This is a genomic window from Aerococcus sp. Group 1, from assembly GCF_000193205.1.
Taxonomy (GTDB): Bacteria; Bacillota; Bacilli; order Lactobacillales; family Aerococcaceae; genus Aerococcus; species Aerococcus urinae_A.
The window spans coordinates 824,514-843,882 of sequence record NC_015278.1; the positions used below are offsets into that span (position 1 = coordinate 824,514).

The window sequence follows — 19,369 nt, forward strand, 5'->3', positions numbered from 1 at the left end:
TAATGGTGAAATTAATGATTAATTTGGAGGCATTTTAATGACTGATTCACATAATAATGACATTGAAAATGAAGACAAAGTCTTTTCAAAGGACTGGTGGTTACGCCTAGTCAAAGGGGCTTTTGTCGGTATCGGGGGGATCCTACCGGGTTTATCCGGCGGAGTTTTGGCCGTTATTTTTGGTATTTATGATAAACTACTGAATTTCTTAGGTAATATTACCCATAAATTTTGGAAAAATGTTCGCTACTTTATTCCGGTGGGTATCGGTTTTGTTATTGGGATTATTCTCTTTTCTTTCTTCGTCATGAAGGCCTTTGGCTCTTATGAGGCCCTCTTTACCTGCCTCTTTATCGGTTTTGTGGTAGGAACTTTTCCTTCTCTCTTTAAACAAGCCGGCCAAGAAGGGCGAAGCACAGCCGATTACCTGGTCATGGGTCTGACTGCCTTGGCCCTATTTGCCTTAATGGTCTTTGGTGGCCAACATTTTTCCCACTTAACGCCTAGTTTTGGGGTCTGGTTATTTTCTGGGGCCTTGATCGGTTTAGGCGTAATTGTGCCAGGGATGAGTCCAAGTAATTTCTTGATTTACTTTGGCTTATACGAAAAGATGTCAGCAGGAATTTCTCACTTAAACATGGGCGTCATTATTCCTCTAGGTCTCGGTGCTATCCTCTGTGTCCTGGCCTTAGCTAAAGTGGCCAACTGGCTCTTTGACCACTACTATGCCAAGATGTACCACTTTATTTTAGGGACTGTGATCGGATCTTCCTTAGCCATCTTTCCGACCGTGGTCTTTCCAGCCTTTACCCCAGAAGGGTTAATGGAAACAGGCTTGAGTTTTATGACGACTTTAATTTTGGCCATAGTAATGTTTGTTGCAGGGGCTATTTTCTCCTACTGGTTTAGTGGTATTGAAGAGAAGTATTCACCCGATAATCGTTAAATTTTTTTGAAAGGATGGATGAAACTTCCATTCTTTTTTATTCTAATCAAAATCTCTTTCAGCCATAGGACGAAGCTCCTTTTTGTGATTATCACACTCTTTTTATTAATAACTAAAAAGATATTGAGATGCTTACTTTTTTCAATTATTATAAATGCTGCAGGTAATTCAGATTTTTCTTAGATAGGTGGGAAGTCGATTTATGAAACGTTTGATAAGTGCTTTTCCCAGTGAAGTTAACAACTTTACTAAGGATGAGCTCAAAAGAAGCATTCAAGCCAGTGAGGGCCGCGTTATTATGGCTGAAACGGTGGTAACCGCTGCTCCTTTAATTGAGGGGCTAACCAACGCCGAAGTGATGACGGCTTTTGGTGCAGACCTCATCTGTTTGAATGAATTGGATGTCTTTCACCCCCAAATCAAGGGATTTGAAAGCAAGAAGCCTGTGATTGAAGCCATTAAAGAACTTACCGGGCGTCCCATTGGTATCAACCTGGAACCCGTTTCTGCGGACAATCAGGTACTCGATGAAAAGATTGAAATTAGTCCCGGAAGGCGGGCCAGCCCAGAAGCTTTTGCTGCGGCGGAAGACTTGGGCGTGGATTTTGTCATGGTAACCGCAAATCCTTCAACCGGGGTGACCAATGCTGATATCTTAGCTGCACTAGCAGGAGGCCGGCAAGCCTATTCTGGTTTAATCTTAGCGGGGAAAATGCATGGTGCCGGTAAACGAGAAACTTTGATTGATGCTAGCTTATTTACTCAATTTATTGAAGCAGGTGCGGACGGGGTATTGATGCCTAGCGTCGGCACGGTGCCTGGAGTATTACTAGAAGAAGCTCATCAAGCTTGCCAAGCGGTCCAAGCCCAAGATGGCTTAGTGATGGCAACTATTGGTACCAGCCAAGAAAGCGCTAGCGCAGAAACTATTCGCACCTTTGCCTTAAATAATAAGCAGGTTGGGGCAGATATTCATCATATTGGTGATGGGAGCTATGGACGAATGCCAGACCCCGAGAATATTATGGCCTTAAGCATTGCTGTCCGAGGTAAGCGCCACACTTATTTCAAAATGGCTCAGTCCTTGAGACGTTAAATTGTTGAATTCTAGAGAGAAAAGAGATTTCATATGTTAGATTACTTACAAAAAATTGGCCGATCCCTGATGCTGCCTGTTTCCGTATTGGTAGTGGCCTCTTTATTTATGGGGACTGGCTATGCCATCGATGCGAATGCCTTACAAGGAAGTTCGAACGTTTTAGCAACTTTCTTAGTCCAAGCAGGCTTAGTCGTGATTAATAACTTGCCGCTACTTTTTGCTTTGGGAATTTCCATGGGGATTGCTGAAGATAATAATGGGGCAGCTGCCTTGAGTGGGGCGGTTTCTTTCTTAATGATCACGACCTTATTAAGTCCGGAAATTTTAAGTGGAATCACCGGCCAAGCCATCGACCAAGTTAACCCAGCCTTTAAAGCCATTAATAATGTCTTCATAGGGATTATTTCCGGGGTCCTTGCTGGGGAAATGTATAACCATTTCCACAATGTTAAGTTACCCCAATGGCTAGGCTTCTTCAGTGGTAAGCGGGCCGTTCCTATTGTAACGGCTGCCCTGTCAGCTCTTTTAGCGGTTATCCTACTCTTCCTTTGGCCCACTGTCTATGGTGGTTTAGTAGCCTTTGGGACCGGAATCGCTAACTTAGGAGATATCGGAGCGGGTATCTACGGCATTACCAACAAATTGATGATTCCCTTTGGACTCCATCATGCCGTTAATAATGTCTTTTGGTTTGATACCATTGGGATTAATGACATTGGTAATTTCTGGTCCAGTCAAGGAGAACCTGGGGTGACAGGACGCTACCTAGCCGGTTTTTTCCCGATTATGATGTTTGGCTTACCTGGGGCTGCTTTAGCCATGTATAAGAATGCCCGTCCAGAAAATCGGGCATCGGTTGCTTCCTTACTGATTGCTGGTTCCGTTGCAGCCTTTGTGACTGGGATTACCGAACCACTGGAATTTTCCTTTATGTTTGCCGCTCCAGCCCTTTATGCTGTCCATGCTTGTTTAACCGGCTTGTCCCTATTTATTTGTTCAGCCTTACATGCAACCCTAGGCTTTTCCTTCTCAGCAGGTTTGATTGATATGGTCTTGTCTTGGCGGATGCCTATGGCTAATAACCAATGGATGATCCTTGTTTTAGGGCTAGCCATGTTTGTCATTTATTTCTTCCTTTTCGACTTCTTAATTCGTCGCTTTGATTTTAAAACCCCAGGACGGGAAGCGGTCAGTGAAGCAGACCAAACAGCAAGCCATGCTGCTAAGGCTTCTAGCCAAACTGGAGATAAATACCAAGTCATGGCCCAAAATATTTACCAAGGCCTTGGGGGAAAAGATAACCTCCAATTAGTAGCCAATTGCGCTACCCGCCTACGGCTCCAATTGAAGGATACCAATGCTATTGATGAAGGCAAAATCAAGGCTACCGGTGTTCCTGGTTTAAGAAAAGTGAACGAACATAATTTACAAATCGTAGTTGGTACTGATGTTCAGTTTGTTGCCGATGAATTAAAAGAGATTTTAGAAACAGATAAAAGCAAAGATGAAAACGAGTTTTCATAAAATGATTAAGGGGCTGGGATAACTTTCTCGGTCCTTTTTTAATACTAATGATTAAAACCTGGTCCTAAGCTTCAGCGCACTTTTGACTTTTGGCACACTCTCCCTAGTCAAAGGCTCGGGTCAATGGTAGAATAAGGAGTAAAATGTTCAGGAAAGGAGACTGTTCATGTCTGAGTCGCAGCAAGAGTATACCGCTCATTTTGGAAAACAAACTGTAAAAATCATCGGCAATAAATCTGAAGAACATATTGAAGAAGTGGTTCGCCGGGTGAATATCGCCTTAAATGAAATTAAAAGCAAACCTTCAATTCTTTCTAATCAGAAAATGGCTCTCTTAGTCGCTATCAATGCCACCTCCCACTGGCTGGAAAATGAAGCCGAAATCGCTAGCCAAAGAGAGCAAATTGAACGCCTAAGCCGGCAAAAAGCTCGCTTAGAGTCGGAACTACAAGCTTTAAAGCAAACCATTCAACAACCTAATTTGACCGCTTTTTCTGAAGGGGGCAAGCTAATCCAAGCTAAAAGTCAACCTTCCTATAGCCAAGCTAGTCAAAACTTACTCCGTGAAAGTCAAAACCAGGTTAAGGCGGCTAAGGTGAGTGAAAATAAAGGACAAAGTAGTAAAAAGACTTCCAAGCAGACTAAAGCTAGCCAAGGCAAACAAAAAGCAGACCCTTCTGTGGTTTACTATGATCCCTTTGCAGCTAAGAAAGCCCAAGGTCTCTCCAAGACGCCCCGTGATTAGAAAGGAGGACTTGGCTTGTCTAATACCACCATTACCTTAATCTTAGTCCTGATATTTTTCGCCTTAATCATTATGGATTATAGTCGTCGGACTTTTGGTGTGCAGCTCCTGCAGGTCCTATCCTTGGGAGTTAGCTTCTTTGTAGCTAAGGAGTATTTTTTACCTTTAGCGGAGAAATTAGAATTGATTATCCCTTTTCCCGGCTATTCCATGACTAGTGACTTCTCATACTATCCTGATGCTGTCTTAACTAATATGGATGTGATTTACTACCGAGCTATGGCCTTTGCCCTTATTTTAGTGGGGATCCAAGTTATTAAGAGTTTTATTCTTTACCTCTTCTCACCGTCTAAGTATCGAAAAGGCCAAGGAAAGGTCTTGAGCCTGGGCGGGTTTATTACTGGTTTTATCACTGCCTGGTTTACCTTGTTTTTGTTTTTGCTATTTTGTCTTTACTGGGACTGGAAGGTGTCCAAAGCTTCTTAAGTCATAATAGTGTGGCAGAGTTCTTTATCCGTCGAACCCCCTTCCTTACCCATGAAGTCTTTAACTTATGGTTTGCCGGCATTGCAATCGCTATTTAACTAGAGGAGAGTGTGACAAGTGTGTCAAAGAGCAAGACCTCTGGAAGAAAAGGGCGTCAAAATTCTCTTTGAGAATTTAGTGCCATTTTCTGAAGCGAACGCTTGCTCTGCACTTGGAACACATTTTGATTAGAAAGGTAGTATTTTGAAGAGAGCTAGGATTTTGGTCATAGCCTCTTTTTTATTAGATGGTCAGTTTATCGTGAAAAAGGAGCATCTCTGTGAATAAAAAAATAGAAAAAATCTTAGAATTCGATAAAATTACTGGGGCCCTAGCCAAAGAAACTGTGACGGCCCTGGGTAAAAACCTAGCCTTACAGCTTAAACCCATGACCGACCCCGAAAAAATTGAATCCGCTTTGACTGATGTAGATGAAATGCAAAGCATTGATGAAGCCCAACGCAGTTTGCCACTGGGTCAATTAGTTGATGTAGGGCCTTTGATGAAGCGCTTAGATATCGGCGGCATCTTGAATGGCCAAGAACTAGCCCATGTGGGTCGGGTCTTGAAAAGTGTCAGTGAAGTCAGTCATTTCTTTAAAGAGATTGAGGACTTAGACATTGACGTCGAGCAAATGCAAGGCTATGTGAGTGACTTTGCTAACCATAAGGACTTGGCTAAAAAGATTAACCAGGCCATTGCTAGTGATGGTTCTGTCTATGATGAAGCTAGCAGTCACTTACACAGCATTCGCCAAAGTATCAAGGCAGAAGAAGCCCATATTCGGATGAGTTTAGATAATATCATTAAATCTAGCCAAGCCGATTATCTCAGTGATCAAATTGTGACTATCCGTAATGACCGCTATGTCTTACCGGTTAAGCAAGAATACCGGCGCAAGTTCGGTGGGGTGGTCCACGACCAAAGTGCCTCAGGTCAGACCCTCTATATTGAACCCCAAGTCGTGATGGAGTCCAACAATAAGGTCCATAGCTTGCGGATTGAAGAGCAGGCGGAAATTGAGCGGATTTTTGCGGAATTGTCAGCCGACCTGGCTCCCCATAGTCAAGAAATTAATCAAAATAACCAAATTTTAGGTCAACTTGACTTCATCCAAGCCAAGTGGCGCTACGCGAAAAAGCAGGGCGCCCACCGGCCCCTCATTGCCCAAGATCACCAGTCTTTGAACTTAGAAGAAGCTGTCCACCCCTTATTAAATCCGAAGACCGCTGTAGCAAATACCATTAGCTTTGACGGCGACTACCGCATGTTAATCATTACCGGGCCCAATACCGGTGGGAAGACCATTACCTTAAAGACTACGGGTCTACTGCAGCTAATGGGTCAATCAGGTCTTTATATTACCGCCAAGGCTGATAGCCGCATTGGAGTCTTTGACCATATCTTTGCTGATATTGGGGATGAGCAATCGATTGAAGCCAACCTTTCAACTTTTTCTGGGCATATGACTAATATTATATCGATCTTAGAGGCAATTGATGACCAGTCTTTAGTCCTAATCGATGAATTGGGTTCGGGAACTGATCCTAAGGAAGGGGCAGCCCTAGCCATGGCAATTTTAAACCGGCTTGCTCAAGTGGGCTGTACGGTTCTAGCCACCACCCACTATCCCGAGCTCAAGGCCTATGCCTTCGAAGAGCCCAATGCGATTAATGCCAGTGTTGAATTTGATGAGAAAACCCTGACGCCGACTTACCGCTTATTAATCGGGCAACCGGGCCGGTCTAACGCCTTTGATATTTCTCAACGCTTGGGCCTGGACCAAAGCATCGTGGATGAAGCCCGCTATTATGTCGGAGAAGAAAGTCAGTCCTTAAATGAAATGATCGATGACTTGGATGAGAAACGTCAAGCCTATGAAAGAGATAACCAAGCCCTAAGCCAAGATTTACAAGAAGCTGATAAATTATTAGCTGATTTGAAGAAGGCCTACCACGCCCTGGAAAATGATAAGATTACCTATTTAAACCGGGCGAAGCGAGAAGCTAATGACCTGGTGGCTAAGACCCAAGAAAAGGCCGATAAGCTCTTGGGTGATATTAGAGAATGGCAGAAGAATAATCCTCAGGGCCAAACCGTCAAAGAACATGAAATGATTGACAAACAAAAACAAATCGCTAACTTGACCCAAGAAGAGCAACAGTTGAGAAAGAACAAGGTCCTCAAACGGCAAAAACGCAAGAAAAATAAAGACTTGGAGGTTGGCGACGAAGTCAAGGTTATCCCATATAGTCAGATGGGAACCTTGGTTGAAAAACGGGAAGATAAACACTGGTTGGTTCAGATGGGGATGTTGAAGATGGAAATTCCTGAAAAAGATCTAGAGCTCCAAGAAAAGAGCCAGCCCAAGTCTAAGGGGAAGAAGGGCTCGAGTAGCGTACGTGCTAGTCAAAGTAAGAATATTAAGTCCGAACTTGACCTCCGGGGCATGCGCTATGAAGAGGCCATGACAGCTCTTGACCGCTATATCGACCAGGCTCTCTTGGCCAATTACCCCCAAGTCACCATTATTCATGGCTTTGGTACTGGAGTGATCCGGGACGGTGTACAGAAATACTTAAGAAATAATAAACGGGTCAAGTCCTTCTCCTACGCTCCCCATAATCTGGGAGGCCAAGGGGCAACCATTGTTAAATTTGGCGACTAGGAGCCTTCACTAAATAAAAGTAAGCAAAAATTTTTTGCTAAGTGGGAGAACATGCTATAATAAAGCTTGAAAGTGAGGGGAAGGTCAATAGCAATTCCCTGCCACTTTACAGCATTGTTCACAGAGTGACTAATTGAAATAATTTGAGGAGGAAGTTAAATGGTACAAACATTAACTGATCAAAATTTTGTAGATGAAACTAGTGAAGGCGTCGTTTTAATCGACTTCTGGGCAACTTGGTGTGGTCCTTGCCGGATGCAATCTCCAATTGTTGACCAACTCGATGAAGAAATGGGCGACCAAGTAAAATTTGCTAAGATGGATGTGGATGAAAATCCTGATACCCCACGTGAATTTGGTATTATGTCCATCCCAACCTTAATCGTTAAAAAAGACGGCCAAGTCGTTGAACAACTGGTTGGTTACACGCCAAAAGAAAAATTGGAAAGTATCCTTGAAAACCATTTAGACTAAGCAAGAGTTAAAGGAGTGCTGCATTTAAGTGCGGCACTTTTTATTTTTCTGAGAATTTATTATTTAATTTTTAGGGTTAATCGCGCTAGAAACTAGCGGATATATTCTCAAATTTAAACTTTTATTTTATAACTCACTTTGAGACTTATGATTTTACATGAATGGATTTTTATTTATACTAAAAATAGATGGGAAAGAAAACCTTAGTAAAGCTCAAAAAAGCATACCAATAGGGAGATGATCCAGATGGTTAAGTTACTTCGTTTCTTAAATGCAATTCCCCTTATATATATCCTAGTTATTTTTGCCTTGTCAGGTCTGGCCTGGGTAATGTCTAGTCCGGACATTTTAGAAGCTCTAGGAGGATTATTGATGTCCTTAGTAGTGATTTCCTACCCAGCTATCGGTCTATTTTCAATCCTCTTGCTGAGTTTAGGTCTTCTCGTTTACTTTAAGGAGGGGAGTTCTCAAGCCAAACAGGCCTTGAAGAAACACGCTCTCTTCCTTATCCTTATGAATGCGATTTATTACGCAGCCTTTCCCATTGACGACTTTTTGATGGCAAGAACCCAGTTAAATACTGATTTTGTCGTCTATGCCTTATACCTTTCAGTATTTGTCTTGTCAGCCCTATTATGGTGGAATAACCATAATTGGCGGCAGGTTGAGCACTAGAAAATAAGTAAAAAAGAAAAGGTCAACTCGGATTCTCTCTAATCGAGAAGTCTGAGTTGACCTTATTATTTTGCTCAATCTTCTTTAAGCGGGCGGTTGACGCTGCCGTGACTGAGATTTTCGCGGATATCGCGGTTAACCTGACCATCGGCATAGTCCTCGCGCCAATTGATTAACCCCGCGCCCAAGCCGCGGACTAGCACTTCTGCACTGCCAATATTGGTCGCTAAGGGAACATTGTAGACATCACAAAGACGAATCAGGGCATTCACATCGGGTTCATGGGGCATGGCTGTTAGAGGGTCTCTTAAGAAGATGACGCAATCGATCTTATTTTGTGAGACTTCAGCACCAATTTGCTGGTCACCACCTAAGGGGCCCGATTGGTAGCAATGGACCTTGAGACCAGTCGCTTGACTGACGCGTTTGCCAGTGGTCCCGGTCGCCACTAAGTCATGCTGACTGAGAATATCCTGGTAGGCAGCGGTCAATTGGATCATGAGTTCTTTCTTACTGTCGTGGGCAATGAGTGCTATCCGCATGAGAGTCTTCCTTTCCTGTGTAATAGAACATTATGCATTTCTATCATAAACAAATTCTCAGGGAAAAGAAAGTTAAGCGATGACTAGCAGCTGGCCTAAGCAATCAGATGGATGAAGCCGTAGATAGCAAAGATATTGATAAAATCAATAAAGAGGGCTCCCACGATAGAAACTGCTAGAAAGGCTAACGGGCTAGCACCATATTCATGGGTGATTTGCCGCATGCAGGCCATGGCGTTGGAGGAGGACCCCATCCCAAAGCCAATAAATCCTGCCGTCATCACGGCCGAGTCGTAATTTTTTCCCATAGTATGAAAGACAATATAACGAGCAAAAGCCAGAGTAACGACTGTTTCTGCCAAAATAATTAAAAGCATCGGTAGAGCCATATCAATAATGGTCCATAACTCTAATCCCACCATGGTTAAGGCCAGGAAGAGATTGAGAGAGATATCTGAAGTCACATCCAGAGCAGCATCATCAAGAATAGAGTGCTCCTTGGCATCGGAAATATTACGGGCGGTGGCTGCCACAATCATCGGGCCAATATAAACGGGGAAGGTGATTCCACCCACTAATTTTCCTACGACTGTGTTAATAATTTCAGTGACAAAGGTTCCAACAAAAATCACTAGTAAGGTGCCATACAACATATAACCAATCCGTTCAGCGGTCAAACGTTGGTGCTGGGGATGGCGGTGGTAGCGGTTGCTGGTATTCGCTGAGGCATTCTCATCTTTAGCGGATAGTGAGTATTTTTTGGCAATACCTGAGGCAATTGGACCACCAGAAAGTGAGCCCAATACAATTCCCAAAGTAGCTGCAATAATCCCTACCGAGGTAGCATTGTCGTAACCCAAGTTGACAATAGTAGGGGAGACAGCTGCCGCCGTCCCTGGCCCGCCGACTAAGGCAGGGGAACCGAGCAATAGGGCCAAGGGGCCAGGAATATCTAGGAATTTCCCCAGAACCAGGGCCAGAATATTTTGGATAAAGATTGCTAAAATGGCAATAAAGAGGAACTTCATCACCACGCCCTTAGCCCGTGACAAGGCTTGGATACTAGCAGAAAAACCAATGGTGGTAAAGTATACCACCATAAATAGGGTAGACAAGGAAGTGTCCAAGTTAAATGTGACCAGGTTAGTCAAACGTAAAAACATGTTGACTAAGGCAAAGGCTAAGCCACCTACAATGGCAGGGGGCAGGGAATATTCTTCGAGCACCGGAAAGACATTGGTCATCCACTTACCAAAAAATAAGGCAAGTACTGCAAGGCCGAGTGTCTGAACGATATCAAAATTAATTGTAATCATATAATCGCTCCTCAATATGATTGAACATTGTATGTAAATAAGTACTTATAATTATAATACCATGTAATATAAATTAATGTCATTAATTATGTCATTTAATATATCATATTGATCCACTTACTAATAAAATCTTTGCTAATTAAAAGCAGAGAAAATCCAATCAAATTAGGGCTTTACGGAAGATTTCAACTTTACAGGCCTGAATAAATTGTAATAAAAATTAACATTAGTAATGACTCCTTTCTGTTAAACCACTGAGCTTCAATATTTTTAGCTAAGGGATTACTATAATTAGAAAAGCACTTTTGCTATAATAGAAGTATTGATTTGAGTTTTTATTGTTAGGAGTGTCACCATGAAGCGTCCCATTGGTTTTCTCGATTCAGGAGTGGGTGGCTTAACTGTCGTCAAAGAAGCCATGCGTCAGTTGCCCAATGAGTCGATAATTTATATTGGGGATAATGCCCGCTGTCCTTATGGGCCCCGGCCAGAGGCAGAGATTAACGAATTCACCCAAGAATTAGTTGATTTCCTCCTGGAGCAAAATATTAAAATGCTTGTGATTGCTTGCAATACAGCGACAGCAGTGTCACTGGAGCGGATCCGCCAACGGGTGAATATACCGGTCATTGGTGTGATCCACCCCGGTGCCCGGGCAGCTAATCGTTATAGTGAAAACGGCCATATCGGGATTTTGGCTACTGAAGCCACCATTAATAGTCATTTCTATCAAAATGTTTTATTGGACCATAACAAGCATTTAATCTTGTATCCTTTGGTCTGTTCCAAATTCGTTCCCTTAGTGGAAAGTGGCCAATATTCCTCTCCGATTGCTAAGAAAATCGTGGCTGAAAGTCTTTATGATTTGAAACAGACAGCCATCGACACCCTAATTCTGGGTTGCACCCACTATCCCTTATTAGCTCCACTGATCCAAAAATTCATGGGGCCAGGGGTACGATTGGTCAATTCCGGAGCTGAAACTGTGAGTGATGTTTCAGCAATCCTCGACCTTTATAATCTAGCGGAATCTTCATGGAACCCAGAAGCCGCCACTTATCAGTTTTATACTACCGGAGGGGTGACTATGTTTAAGGACATTGCCAAGACCTGGCTGCAAAAAGATATTCCGGTCAGTCGGATTCCCCTCAGTCAATTAGAAGCAAAAAAGGAGTAGACCATGGCTAATAATGATCTCTTAATTGCCACCAAAAATCCTGGCAAGGCCAGGGAATTTCAACAATTATTTGCCCCTCTAGGTTTTACCATCAAAACTCTCTTAGACTATCCGGACATTGATGATATTCCAGAAACCGGAACCAACTTTTTAGAAAACGCTAGTCAAAAGGCCAGTACAGCAGCAAAACTCTTACAGGTTCCCACTATTGCTGATGACTCTGGCTTGGAAATTGAAGCCCTAAACGGAGAACCAGGAATCTATTCGGCCCGCTATGCTGGCTTAGACAAGAATGATCAAGCCAACCGCCAAAAAGTCTTACTAGCCATGGAAGCTGTTCCTGATGGCAAGCGTCAAGCCCAATTTACCTGTGCTTTGGTTTTAAGCCATTCGGATGGCCAAGTCTATAAACATTATATTGGTCATTTGGCTGGAGAAATCCTAAGGGAAGAGCGGGGCAGTAACGGCTTTGGTTATGATTCAATCTTTTATCTTCCAGACTACCAAAAACTACAGCAGAAATTGATCCTGATATAAAAAATAAGATCAGTCACCGTGGCCAAGCCTTGGCCCAACTCAAAGCCGATATTGAAGTAGGAAAGGTGGAATTGCAATGAAAATATTATTAATTTCAGATAGTCATGGGGATAGCCAGATCTTATCAGATTTGGTTGCACGCTACCAAGACCAAGTTGACCTCATGCTCCATTGCGGTGATTCTGAATTAGATCCTGGCGACAGTATTTGGAATGTGATTGAACCGGTGAAGGGGAATTGCGATTTTGGTCCCTACAAAGCTGAGCGGATTATCGATACACCAGAAGGCCGGCTGGTCTATACCCATGGTCACCTTTATGGGGTCAAGGCGGGAGTAGAGAAATTCGCTGAATATGCTAAGAAACAAGGCTGTCAAATTGCTGTCTATGGTCACACACATATCATGGATGACCAGGTACTTGATGGGGTGCATTTAATTAACCCGGGTTCCGTAAGTTTCCCCCGTGGTAACTATCTCACACCCACCTATGCCATCTTAGACTGGCAAGCTGACCAAGAAAAAGTCACCTTCTACCAAAGAAACGGTGAAAAAGTCCCCGAAAAATTCCTGCCATAAAATAGAGTGCGACAATCGCAAAAAGAGGGGAGAGAGCTACGCATACTATATCTGTACGTCGCTTCGCTTCGAACAGCTATAGCAACTGAAGCTAAAAAGTGAATAGATGCAAAAAAGCTGGGAATTCCATCCCAGCTTTTAATATCAAGTATAAAAATTTCTTCTTATCGAAAGAGCCTTGGTCAAAAGTCCCAGGCTCTTTTTAAAACACGAACTATCTATTCAAAACGTGCTCCAAAAGTCATCCCTGACGTCCACTTCACACAGGGTGTGAGACTTGGCAACTAGACTTGGATGATTGGAGCAAGTCAGAATAAAAGCGAAGCATTCGCTTGTTTCTGACTTGTGAAATCAGTCCAAGTCTGCCAAGTTGAACCCAACTACGAACTATGTGCGATAGTTTTGCAACTATCTACCATAGTTCGCTCCAGTGGTTCAGGACTCTTTTGACTTTTGTCGCACTCTCCTTTTTTATTCGCCTTCATTTTCTGCGTGTTTATAATCGACGCTGATATGAGAGACAGCTCTTTGGGAGTCAGGTTGTTCTATTCCTGCTTCTCTTAAGGCATTGGTGAGTTCTTCATAGTACTTGCTTTGAACATCTTCCTGGCTGCCGTTTACACAGAAGAAGCGGATGCGATAAACGAGTTGGTGGTCAACATTTCTAGTCACCCCCAGTAATACTGGTGGCTTAGACAGGTTCTCGTCGGGAGCCAAATCATCAAGACGTTTCTTAATGACAGTGACGAATTCATTAATATCGGTATCAGCAAAGTAAGATAAATCAACTTCACTACGGATAGGATTTCGTGAATTATTGACCACTACTTCAATTTGACGGTTAGGGATAAAATTCATGGTCCCGTCGAATCCACGGATAACAGTGGTTTTAATCCCAATTTTTTCTACGATCCCGCTGACTTGGTCGATCACTACGGAATCACCAACGTCTAGCTGGTGTTCTAGCAGGATGAACATGCCGTTGACCATGTCGGTAACCAAGCCTTGGGCGCCAATACCTACTGCAATACTGGCTATCCCAGCACCAGCTAAGAGCGTGGCAACTGGGACGCCAAGAATGGCTAGGGTAGAGTAACCAAGCAGGAAGTAATACACGTACTGGGTAATATTGGTCAGCAGGGCTTTCATGGTTTTTGACCGGTAGTTATTGTTGGAAAAACGGGCAGTTTTATCAAAGTAGGTATTAATCAAACGCACCGTAATCCGGCGAATGATGTATAGCAAGACCACCGTGAGAACTAATTGTAAGAGGGTGGTCAGTAAGTGGGATAAGATACTTTCAATATCGATATTGCCTAGATAATTGGTGAACCATTGACTGATGAATTGCATTGAGACTTTCCTTTCCTATTCATAGATATAGTTTATACGTTATTTCAATAAAGGTAAAGCCAAGCCACTGGAAGCGATTATATTTTGTATTATAGGTAAAAAATGGTATCATATAGGTATATTAAAAATAAGAAAGTCACTTAAAGATGTGAGGAGTGATGTATAGCATGACATGGAGTGAGATAGCGGCAATTATTGCTGCAGTATCCTTCGCTGTTTTAGTGGTTTTTCTTGTTTTATTTATCCGTCAATTGACACAAACCGTTAAGGAAGTTGTGAATACAGTTGATGAGGCCAATAAAACAATTGCCGTTCTCCGACGCGATGTCGACGGTATCTCAGTAGAAGCTCAAGGCCTACTTAATAAGACCAACCAACTACTGGAAGACGTTAACGGTAAGGTAGCTAAGGTTGATCCTTTATTCCAAGCAGTGGGAGATGTTGGGGTTTCCATTTCCGATGTGAATGATTCTACCCGCGATTTAGTATTGAATATCACCAATAAAGCGGATGAAAAAGTTGATCAAGCCAAAGCTGGTTACAAGAAAGTACGTCAAGCCAGTGAAAATAGCCAGGTTGATCCCAAGGTTTCTGGCTTTGAAAAGATTGGAAAATCAGCTAAATTACTTAAGAAAAAACGCGACATGCGTAAGGCTCAAGAACAATCTGAAACCAAGGCATTTTAGCCGAATAGTGTGAATGTGTTAAAAAGGAAAGGAAGTATATTTTATGTCAAATAAAACAGGTGCATTTTTACTCGGAGCAATTATTGGTGGATCAGCAGCGGCTGTAACCGCATTATTATTCGCGCCAAAATCTGGTAAAGAATTACGTCAAGACATCAATGACCAAGCTAACAACTTAAAAGACACAGCCATGGACTATGCTGATCTTGCAATCGAAAAGGGTAACACCATTTACGAAGCCACTTCAGATGCAGCTAACGACATCCGCGTTAACTTACAAGAAAGTGCAGACACCCTTAAAGACTCCTTACAAGAAACTGGCCGTGTAGCTAACGAACAATACCACAAGGCTAAAGACGACGTTAAGGAAGCTTACGACTACACCAAGGAATATGTCGATGAAGCTGCCCAAGATGCTAAAGATGAAGCCAAAAAAGCTGGTAAAGAAGTCGAAGAAAAATCAAAAGACGTTGCAGACACCGCTAAAAAAGAAGCTAAAGACGGCAAAGAAGAAGCCAAGAGCCAAGCTAAAAAATAAGGCTTAAGATAAAAAACATACTAAGATTAGCTCGAAGGTAAATCGACGGATTTATCTTCGAGCTATTTCTATTTTCAGATATAGTGTAAGTGAAAGGATAATCCGGACAAACTCTCAAGGGCTAGGAGCCCGAATTAAAAAACGGATTCTTTCACTCTTGTTTTTAATTTTGGTTTAAGTATGTTGAGCTGTGAGCTCGTGTTTAGGAAATTAGGATAAGAACAATGAAGTGAAAATCTTTCAAACCATTACGAAAGGAAGCTAGAAATGACTAAGTATTTATATGCATTTGATGTTTCCAAAGGAAAAGCGACACAAGTTCTGTATAAAAATAATAGATGTATTGAGGAAAGCCTTTTGGAATTCACTCGTAAGGGATTTGAAGAACTGTTACAGAATATCCAACAGATCTCTGGGGAAGTGACTCTTGCTTTTGAAACGACAGGTATCTATTCAAAGCCACTTGAACGATTTTGTCACAAAAATCATTTAACTTACCACAGTTTGAATCCTTTAGAAGTGTACAATCGAACTAATGGTTTGACATTAAGAAGAAATAAAACAGACCAAGCAGATGCTCATAAATTGGCACAAATCATGTCAATTTTTAACTTTCAACCTTCGGTAAGGAAAGAGCTTCGCTATGAAGAAATGAAGCGCATGAATGCTTATTATTTAGAACTACAAGAAGGTATCGACAGACTCTATGTTAAGTTTTTAGAAGGTATCTATCTTTGCTTTCCTGGTATCGAAAAAGTTTTCTCTAAATTAAAAAATGAATTTGCTTTAACTATTATTGAAAAATACCCACATCCCGACTATGTGCTAGAAACCTCTCGAACAGTCATCAAAAATATATTGAAAAAGTCAACATTAAAAAATATCTCTAAGCAAAGAGCTTTTCAAAAAGCTGATCAAATCATTGAGTGTGCAGCTTCTTCCTATCCTTCTGTCCATAAGGACAGTTTTTATTGTCAGGTGCTCAGTTTTTATGCCGCACATCTAAAAAATTTAATTAATCAAAAAGAACTTATTCAAGATAAGATGATTGCTTTGGGACGTCAGTTTTCTGAATTTATAATTTATGCCAGTGTACCAGGGATTGGGCAACTGTCGGCTTGTCAGTTAATTGCAGAATTAGGTGATTTATCCCGATTCGAGAACCACAAACAATTAAATGCCTATGTCGGAATTGATATTAGACGCTATCAATCAGGTAAATTTATAGGCCGAGACCATATCAACAAACGTGGAAATAAAAAAGCTAGAAAAATACTTTATATCATTATTACCAATATGATTCGCGCCCAGAGACATGCGCCAAATCATATCGTTGATTATTACTATACAAAAAACAGCCACCCTTTAATAAATGCCATAAGGTAGCTGTTATAGCGTGTATGAATAAGCTGCTTAAATGCCTATACGCGCTATTCAATCATCATACGAAGTATGATTATGAATTAAATGCCTCTCACCGCAACTAATTCATTTTTATAGTAACTAAAATTTTTAAAAGTCTCAATACAGAGGCTTATTTAGCATGCCAAATTTTCCGTAGAATATTCAAAAGATTAAATTTCTAAATAACACTATATATATTTAGTAACTTTATACTGATTTTTACTTGACTAATCGTAGGAAAGAGAGTGTGACAAAAGTCAAAAGAGCCCTGAACCACTGGAACAAACTATGGAAGATAGGCGCAAGCCTATCGCACATAGTTCGTGAAGTGGACGTCAGGGCTGACTTTTGGAACACGTTTTGATTAGATAGTTCGTGTTTTAAAAAGAGCCTGGGACTTTTGTCCCAGGCTTTTTATTTTGGAGATATAAGGCAAGAAGGATAAATTAATAGACATAAAAAAGAAGCCCCTAGAGGCTTCTTTTTTATGCTTCAGACTGCATGCGTTCTTTTTGGGCTTCATCTTTGGCAGTAAGGATGCGTTTAACCACTTTGAGACGGGTAAATTCTTCTCTTTCCTTTTCTTCAAGGGCCGAGGAGATGTCTCTTTGGGCGTCTTGTAATTGCGGAATAGTGATATTCTTCAAGGCGTTAACCCGTTTTTGGGTTTTTTGGATATTTGAGGCTAGCCGGTAAGCCGCGTTTTCCACTTGGGCCAGCTGCATCTCTAAGTCCTTAACTGCTTCAAAGGCAATCCGGGCTTCATCCATTTTTGTGGTGGTTTGAGAGAAGGAATAGGCCGGTTGCATGGCTTCGGCTTGGTAGTCGACCTCAGGCACCTCGCTACCCATGACGCTGCGGACTTTGAGACTAAGACTATCGGATTGGGGGACATCTTGGGCCCAGTCCGCAATGGTATGTAAACCAATCTCTCCCTGGGCTTCAAAGAGGCACTCATAGGCCTTTTGATAGGCTTCCTTTAATTGCTCTTGGACTTTCTTAGCCTTTTGCACCAGGGACATAATTTCATTCATTAAAATCATCCGTTTACGGTCCATTAATTCGTGACCGTTCTTGGATAAGCGCAAGGTTTTTTCAACCTGCATGAGATTCCCCTTGGTGGGAGTGTGGTTGACTTCCATTAGTCCTCACCGTCCTGCTTACTATCCTTATCTAGGGCATCTTTTTTGTAAGAATAAGTGGTGTCTTCATAATATTTGTCGAGTAATTGACTATCCATCCGGTTTAACTCGGTCCGTGGGAAGGTCCGGAGCAGGTCCCATCCCAAGTTCAAGGTATCGGTAATGGTCCGGTTTTCATCTTGCTTTTGCCCAATAAATTCTTGTTCAAAGGCTTCCCCGAAGGCCAGGTATTTCTTATCTAAGTCAGAAAGTTCTTCTTCCCCAATAACCGATGCTAGTGAACGGGCATCAATGGCTTGGGAGTAGGCAGCAAAGAGTTGGTTAGATACCGCGTCATGGTCCTCACGGGTGTAACCGTCCCCAATCCCATCCTTCATTAAACGTGACAGGGAAGGGAGAGGGTTAATTGGTGGGTAGATATTCTTCCCTTCAATACTCCGGTCCAAGACCACCTGGCCTTCAGTAATATAACCGGTAAGGTCAGGAATGGGGTGGGTGATGTCATCGTTAGGCATGGTTAAAATTGGAATTTGGGTTACAGAACCTTGCCGTCCTTTAACAATACCTGCCCGTTCATAGATAGTCGCTAACTCGGAATAGAGGTAGCCAGGATAACCTTTACGGGATGGAATTTCTTGCTTAGCATTAGAAACTTCACGTAAAGCTTCACAGAAAGAAGTCATATCGGTCAAAATAACCAAGACATGCTTACCTAAATCATAGGCCAAGTATTCCGCGGTAGTGAGGGCCATCCGTGGGGTAATCAAACGTTCCATCACGGGATCGTCAGCGGTATTAACGAACATAGTCACGTGTTCCATAGCGCCACTTTCTTCAAAGGAGCGCTTAAAGAAATCGGCCACATCGTGTTTAACCCCCATGGCAGCAAAGACGACCGCAAATTCGCCGTCTACGCCGTCACCGAGTTTGGCTTGTTTAGCAATTTGAGCAGCCAGTTGGTTATGGGGCATCCCATCACCGGAGAAGATTGGTAACTTTTGCCCGCGAATGAGAGTAGTTAAGCCGTCAATGGCAGAAAAACCAGTTTCGATATAGTCACGCGGATAAATCCGTGAGACCGGGTTAAGGGGCGCACCGTTCACATCACGACTCACTTCAGCGTGGATAGCGCCTAAGCCATCGATCGGTTGACCAATCCCGTTAAAGGTCCGTCCTAAGATATCAGGACCTAGGCCTAATTCCATCCCCTTACCGGTAAATTGGGTATGGGTATTGTCTAAGGACATGCCTGTAGTCGAGTCAAAAACCTGTATCAGGGCATGTTCGCCTTCAATTGTGATGATTTGACCCACTTTTTGGTCAGAACGGTTAGTTCTGAAGCGGACAATGTCACCATAGGCCGCCCCTCGAACCCCGTCGACCACGACAAGAGGGCCTTCAATCGAACTTAATCCTAAATATTCAATTGCCATTTATTTTC

18 protein-coding genes and 1 pseudogene are annotated in these 19,369 nt (G+C 42.4%); 14 read left to right on the top strand and 5 right to left on the bottom strand.

The features are described from left to right. The first annotated feature begins 37 nt into the window (after window positions 1-37). From HMPREF9243_RS03810 to HMPREF9243_RS03845, 8 genes are all read left to right on the top strand, one after another. On the top strand, window positions 38-946 hold the full coding sequence (locus HMPREF9243_RS03810; protein ID WP_013668744.1) for a DUF368 domain-containing protein: 909 nt from the start codon (window positions 38-40) through the stop codon (window positions 944-946). A gap of 202 nt (window positions 947-1,148) precedes the next feature. After that, window positions 1,149-2,042, top strand: a complete 894-nt coding sequence (locus tag HMPREF9243_RS03815) for a PEP phosphonomutase (protein ID WP_013669538.1) — start codon at window positions 1,149-1,151, stop codon at window positions 2,040-2,042. Window positions 2,043-2,075: 33 nt separating this feature from the next. Next, on the top strand, window positions 2,076-3,569 hold the full coding sequence (gene nagE / locus HMPREF9243_RS03820; RefSeq protein ID WP_013669328.1) for an N-acetylglucosamine-specific PTS transporter subunit IIBC: 1,494 nt from the start codon (window positions 2,076-2,078) through the stop codon (window positions 3,567-3,569). Between the two features lie 166 nt (window positions 3,570-3,735). Beyond that, a complete protein-coding gene (locus HMPREF9243_RS03825) occupies window positions 3,736-4,314 on the top strand; it encodes a cell division protein ZapA (RefSeq protein WP_013668740.1) in 579 nt (192 codons plus the stop codon). A 15-nt stretch (window positions 4,315-4,329) separates the two neighbouring features. Further along, window positions 4,330-4,800, top strand: coding sequence for a CvpA family protein (locus HMPREF9243_RS03830; RefSeq protein WP_041705959.1), 471 nt, complete (start codon window positions 4,330-4,332; stop codon window positions 4,798-4,800). A 319-nt stretch (window positions 4,801-5,119) separates the two neighbouring features. Continuing rightward, complete coding sequence (locus HMPREF9243_RS03835) at window positions 5,120-7,507, top strand: endonuclease MutS2 (protein ID WP_013670031.1); 2,388 nt, start codon at window positions 5,120-5,122, stop codon at window positions 7,505-7,507. Window positions 7,508-7,666: 159 nt separating this feature from the next. After that, entirely contained in the window at window positions 7,667-7,981 is a 315-nt protein-coding gene (trxA, locus tag HMPREF9243_RS03840) for a thioredoxin (RefSeq protein WP_013668586.1), read from the top strand. Window positions 7,982-8,227: 246 nt separating this feature from the next. Beyond that, a complete protein-coding gene (locus tag HMPREF9243_RS03845) occupies window positions 8,228-8,656 on the top strand; it encodes a hypothetical protein (protein WP_013669343.1) in 429 nt (142 codons plus the stop codon). A 74-nt stretch (window positions 8,657-8,730) separates the two neighbouring features. Here HMPREF9243_RS03845 and mgsA read toward each other — a convergent pair whose 3' ends face one another. Beyond that, window positions 8,731-9,198, bottom strand: a complete 468-nt coding sequence (mgsA, locus tag HMPREF9243_RS03850; protein WP_013668638.1) for a methylglyoxal synthase — start codon at window positions 9,196-9,198, stop codon at window positions 8,731-8,733. Window positions 9,199-9,293: 95 nt separating this feature from the next. After that, the gene (locus HMPREF9243_RS03855; RefSeq protein WP_013669391.1) at window positions 9,294-10,514 is read right to left on the bottom strand and encodes a sodium/glutamate symporter; all 1,221 of its coding nucleotides are present in this window, start codon (window positions 10,512-10,514) and stop codon (window positions 9,294-9,296) included. A 355-nt stretch (window positions 10,515-10,869) separates the two neighbouring features. On the opposite strand from HMPREF9243_RS03855, the gene racE reads away from it, so the two are divergent. The 3 genes and pseudogenes from racE to HMPREF9243_RS03870 all read left to right on the top strand — a co-directional run bounded on the left by racE (window position 10,870) and on the right by HMPREF9243_RS03870 (window position 12,805). Continuing rightward, window positions 10,870-11,691 carry a glutamate racemase gene (racE, locus tag HMPREF9243_RS03860; protein ID WP_013668832.1) on the top strand — a complete coding sequence of 274 codons (822 nt, stop codon included), beginning with the start codon at window positions 10,870-10,872 and terminating at the stop codon, window positions 11,689-11,691. A 3-nt stretch (window positions 11,692-11,694) separates the two neighbouring features. Further along, window positions 11,695-12,308 (top strand): annotated as a pseudogene (locus tag HMPREF9243_RS03865) (XTP/dITP diphosphatase). Next, window positions 12,305-12,805 carry a metallophosphoesterase gene (locus tag HMPREF9243_RS03870; protein ID WP_013668745.1) on the top strand — a complete coding sequence of 167 codons (501 nt, stop codon included), beginning with the start codon at window positions 12,305-12,307 and terminating at the stop codon, window positions 12,803-12,805. Before HMPREF9243_RS03865 ends, HMPREF9243_RS03870 begins: the two are co-directional and overlap by 4 nt. A 471-nt stretch (window positions 12,806-13,276) precedes the next feature. Here HMPREF9243_RS03870 and HMPREF9243_RS03875 read toward each other — a convergent pair whose 3' ends face one another. Continuing rightward, the gene (locus tag HMPREF9243_RS03875; RefSeq protein WP_013669469.1) at window positions 13,277-14,158 is read right to left on the bottom strand and encodes a mechanosensitive ion channel family protein; all 882 of its coding nucleotides are present in this window, start codon (window positions 14,156-14,158) and stop codon (window positions 13,277-13,279) included. Window positions 14,159-14,325: 167 nt separating this feature from the next. Here HMPREF9243_RS03875 and HMPREF9243_RS03880 point away from each other — a divergent pair, with 167 nt between their 5' ends. The 3 genes from HMPREF9243_RS03880 (at window position 14,326) to HMPREF9243_RS03890 (ending at window position 16,768) form a co-directional block, all read left to right on the top strand. Further along, window positions 14,326-14,844 (top strand): DUF948 domain-containing protein, encoded by a 519-nt coding sequence (locus HMPREF9243_RS03880; protein ID WP_013668516.1) that lies wholly within the window; start codon window positions 14,326-14,328, stop codon window positions 14,842-14,844. A 43-nt stretch (window positions 14,845-14,887) separates the two neighbouring features. Continuing rightward, window positions 14,888-15,382, top strand: a complete 495-nt coding sequence (locus HMPREF9243_RS03885) for a YtxH domain-containing protein (protein WP_013670128.1) — start codon at window positions 14,888-14,890, stop codon at window positions 15,380-15,382. Window positions 15,383-15,649: 267 nt separating this feature from the next. After that, a complete protein-coding gene (locus HMPREF9243_RS03890; protein ID WP_049776740.1) occupies window positions 15,650-16,768 on the top strand; it encodes an IS110 family transposase in 1,119 nt (372 codons plus the stop codon). Window positions 16,769-17,271: 503 nt separating this feature from the next. Here HMPREF9243_RS03890 and HMPREF9243_RS03895 read toward each other — a convergent pair. Continuing rightward, window positions 17,272-17,928, bottom strand: a complete 657-nt coding sequence (locus tag HMPREF9243_RS03895; RefSeq protein WP_013669899.1) for a V-type ATP synthase subunit D — start codon at window positions 17,926-17,928, stop codon at window positions 17,272-17,274. Next, window positions 17,928-19,361 (bottom strand): V-type ATP synthase subunit B, encoded by a 1,434-nt coding sequence (locus HMPREF9243_RS03900; RefSeq protein ID WP_013669658.1) that lies wholly within the window; start codon window positions 19,359-19,361, stop codon window positions 17,928-17,930. The genes HMPREF9243_RS03895 and HMPREF9243_RS03900 overlap by 1 nt, the downstream gene beginning before the upstream one ends. Window positions 19,362-19,369 lie beyond the last annotated feature (8 nt).

Excerpts from the sequence above, each read along its gene's own strand:
- HMPREF9243_RS03810 (WP_013668744.1), top strand. The coding sequence starts at position 38 with ATGACTGATTCACATAATAATGACATTGAAAATGAAGACAAAGTCTTT.
- HMPREF9243_RS03815 (WP_013669538.1), top strand. The coding sequence starts at position 1,149 with ATGAAACGTTTGATAAGTGCTTTTCCCAGTGAAGTTAACAACTTTACT.
- nagE (WP_013669328.1), top strand. The coding sequence starts at position 2,076 with ATGTTAGATTACTTACAAAAAATTGGCCGATCCCTGATGCTGCCTGTT.
- HMPREF9243_RS03825 (WP_013668740.1), top strand. The coding sequence starts at position 3,736 with ATGTCTGAGTCGCAGCAAGAGTATACCGCTCATTTTGGAAAACAAACT.
- trxA (WP_013668586.1), top strand. The coding sequence starts at position 7,667 with ATGGTACAAACATTAACTGATCAAAATTTTGTAGATGAAACTAGTGAA.
- HMPREF9243_RS03845 (WP_013669343.1), top strand. The coding sequence starts at position 8,228 with ATGGTTAAGTTACTTCGTTTCTTAAATGCAATTCCCCTTATATATATC.
- mgsA (WP_013668638.1), bottom strand. The coding sequence starts at position 9,198 with ATGCGGATAGCACTCATTGCCCACGACAGTAAGAAAGAACTCATGATC.
- HMPREF9243_RS03855 (WP_013669391.1), bottom strand. The coding sequence starts at position 10,514 with ATGATTACAATTAATTTTGATATCGTTCAGACACTCGGCCTTGCAGTA.
- racE (WP_013668832.1), top strand. The coding sequence starts at position 10,870 with ATGAAGCGTCCCATTGGTTTTCTCGATTCAGGAGTGGGTGGCTTAACT.
- HMPREF9243_RS03870 (WP_013668745.1), top strand. The coding sequence starts at position 12,305 with ATGAAAATATTATTAATTTCAGATAGTCATGGGGATAGCCAGATCTTA.
- HMPREF9243_RS03875 (WP_013669469.1), bottom strand. The coding sequence starts at position 14,158 with ATGCAATTCATCAGTCAATGGTTCACCAATTATCTAGGCAATATCGAT.
- HMPREF9243_RS03880 (WP_013668516.1), top strand. The coding sequence starts at position 14,326 with ATGACATGGAGTGAGATAGCGGCAATTATTGCTGCAGTATCCTTCGCT.
- HMPREF9243_RS03885 (WP_013670128.1), top strand. The coding sequence starts at position 14,888 with ATGTCAAATAAAACAGGTGCATTTTTACTCGGAGCAATTATTGGTGGA.
- HMPREF9243_RS03890 (WP_049776740.1), top strand. The coding sequence starts at position 15,650 with ATGACTAAGTATTTATATGCATTTGATGTTTCCAAAGGAAAAGCGACA.
- HMPREF9243_RS03895 (WP_013669899.1), bottom strand. The coding sequence starts at position 17,928 with ATGGAAGTCAACCACACTCCCACCAAGGGGAATCTCATGCAGGTTGAA.
- HMPREF9243_RS03900 (WP_013669658.1), bottom strand. The coding sequence starts at position 19,361 with ATGGCAATTGAATATTTAGGATTAAGTTCGATTGAAGGCCCTCTTGTC.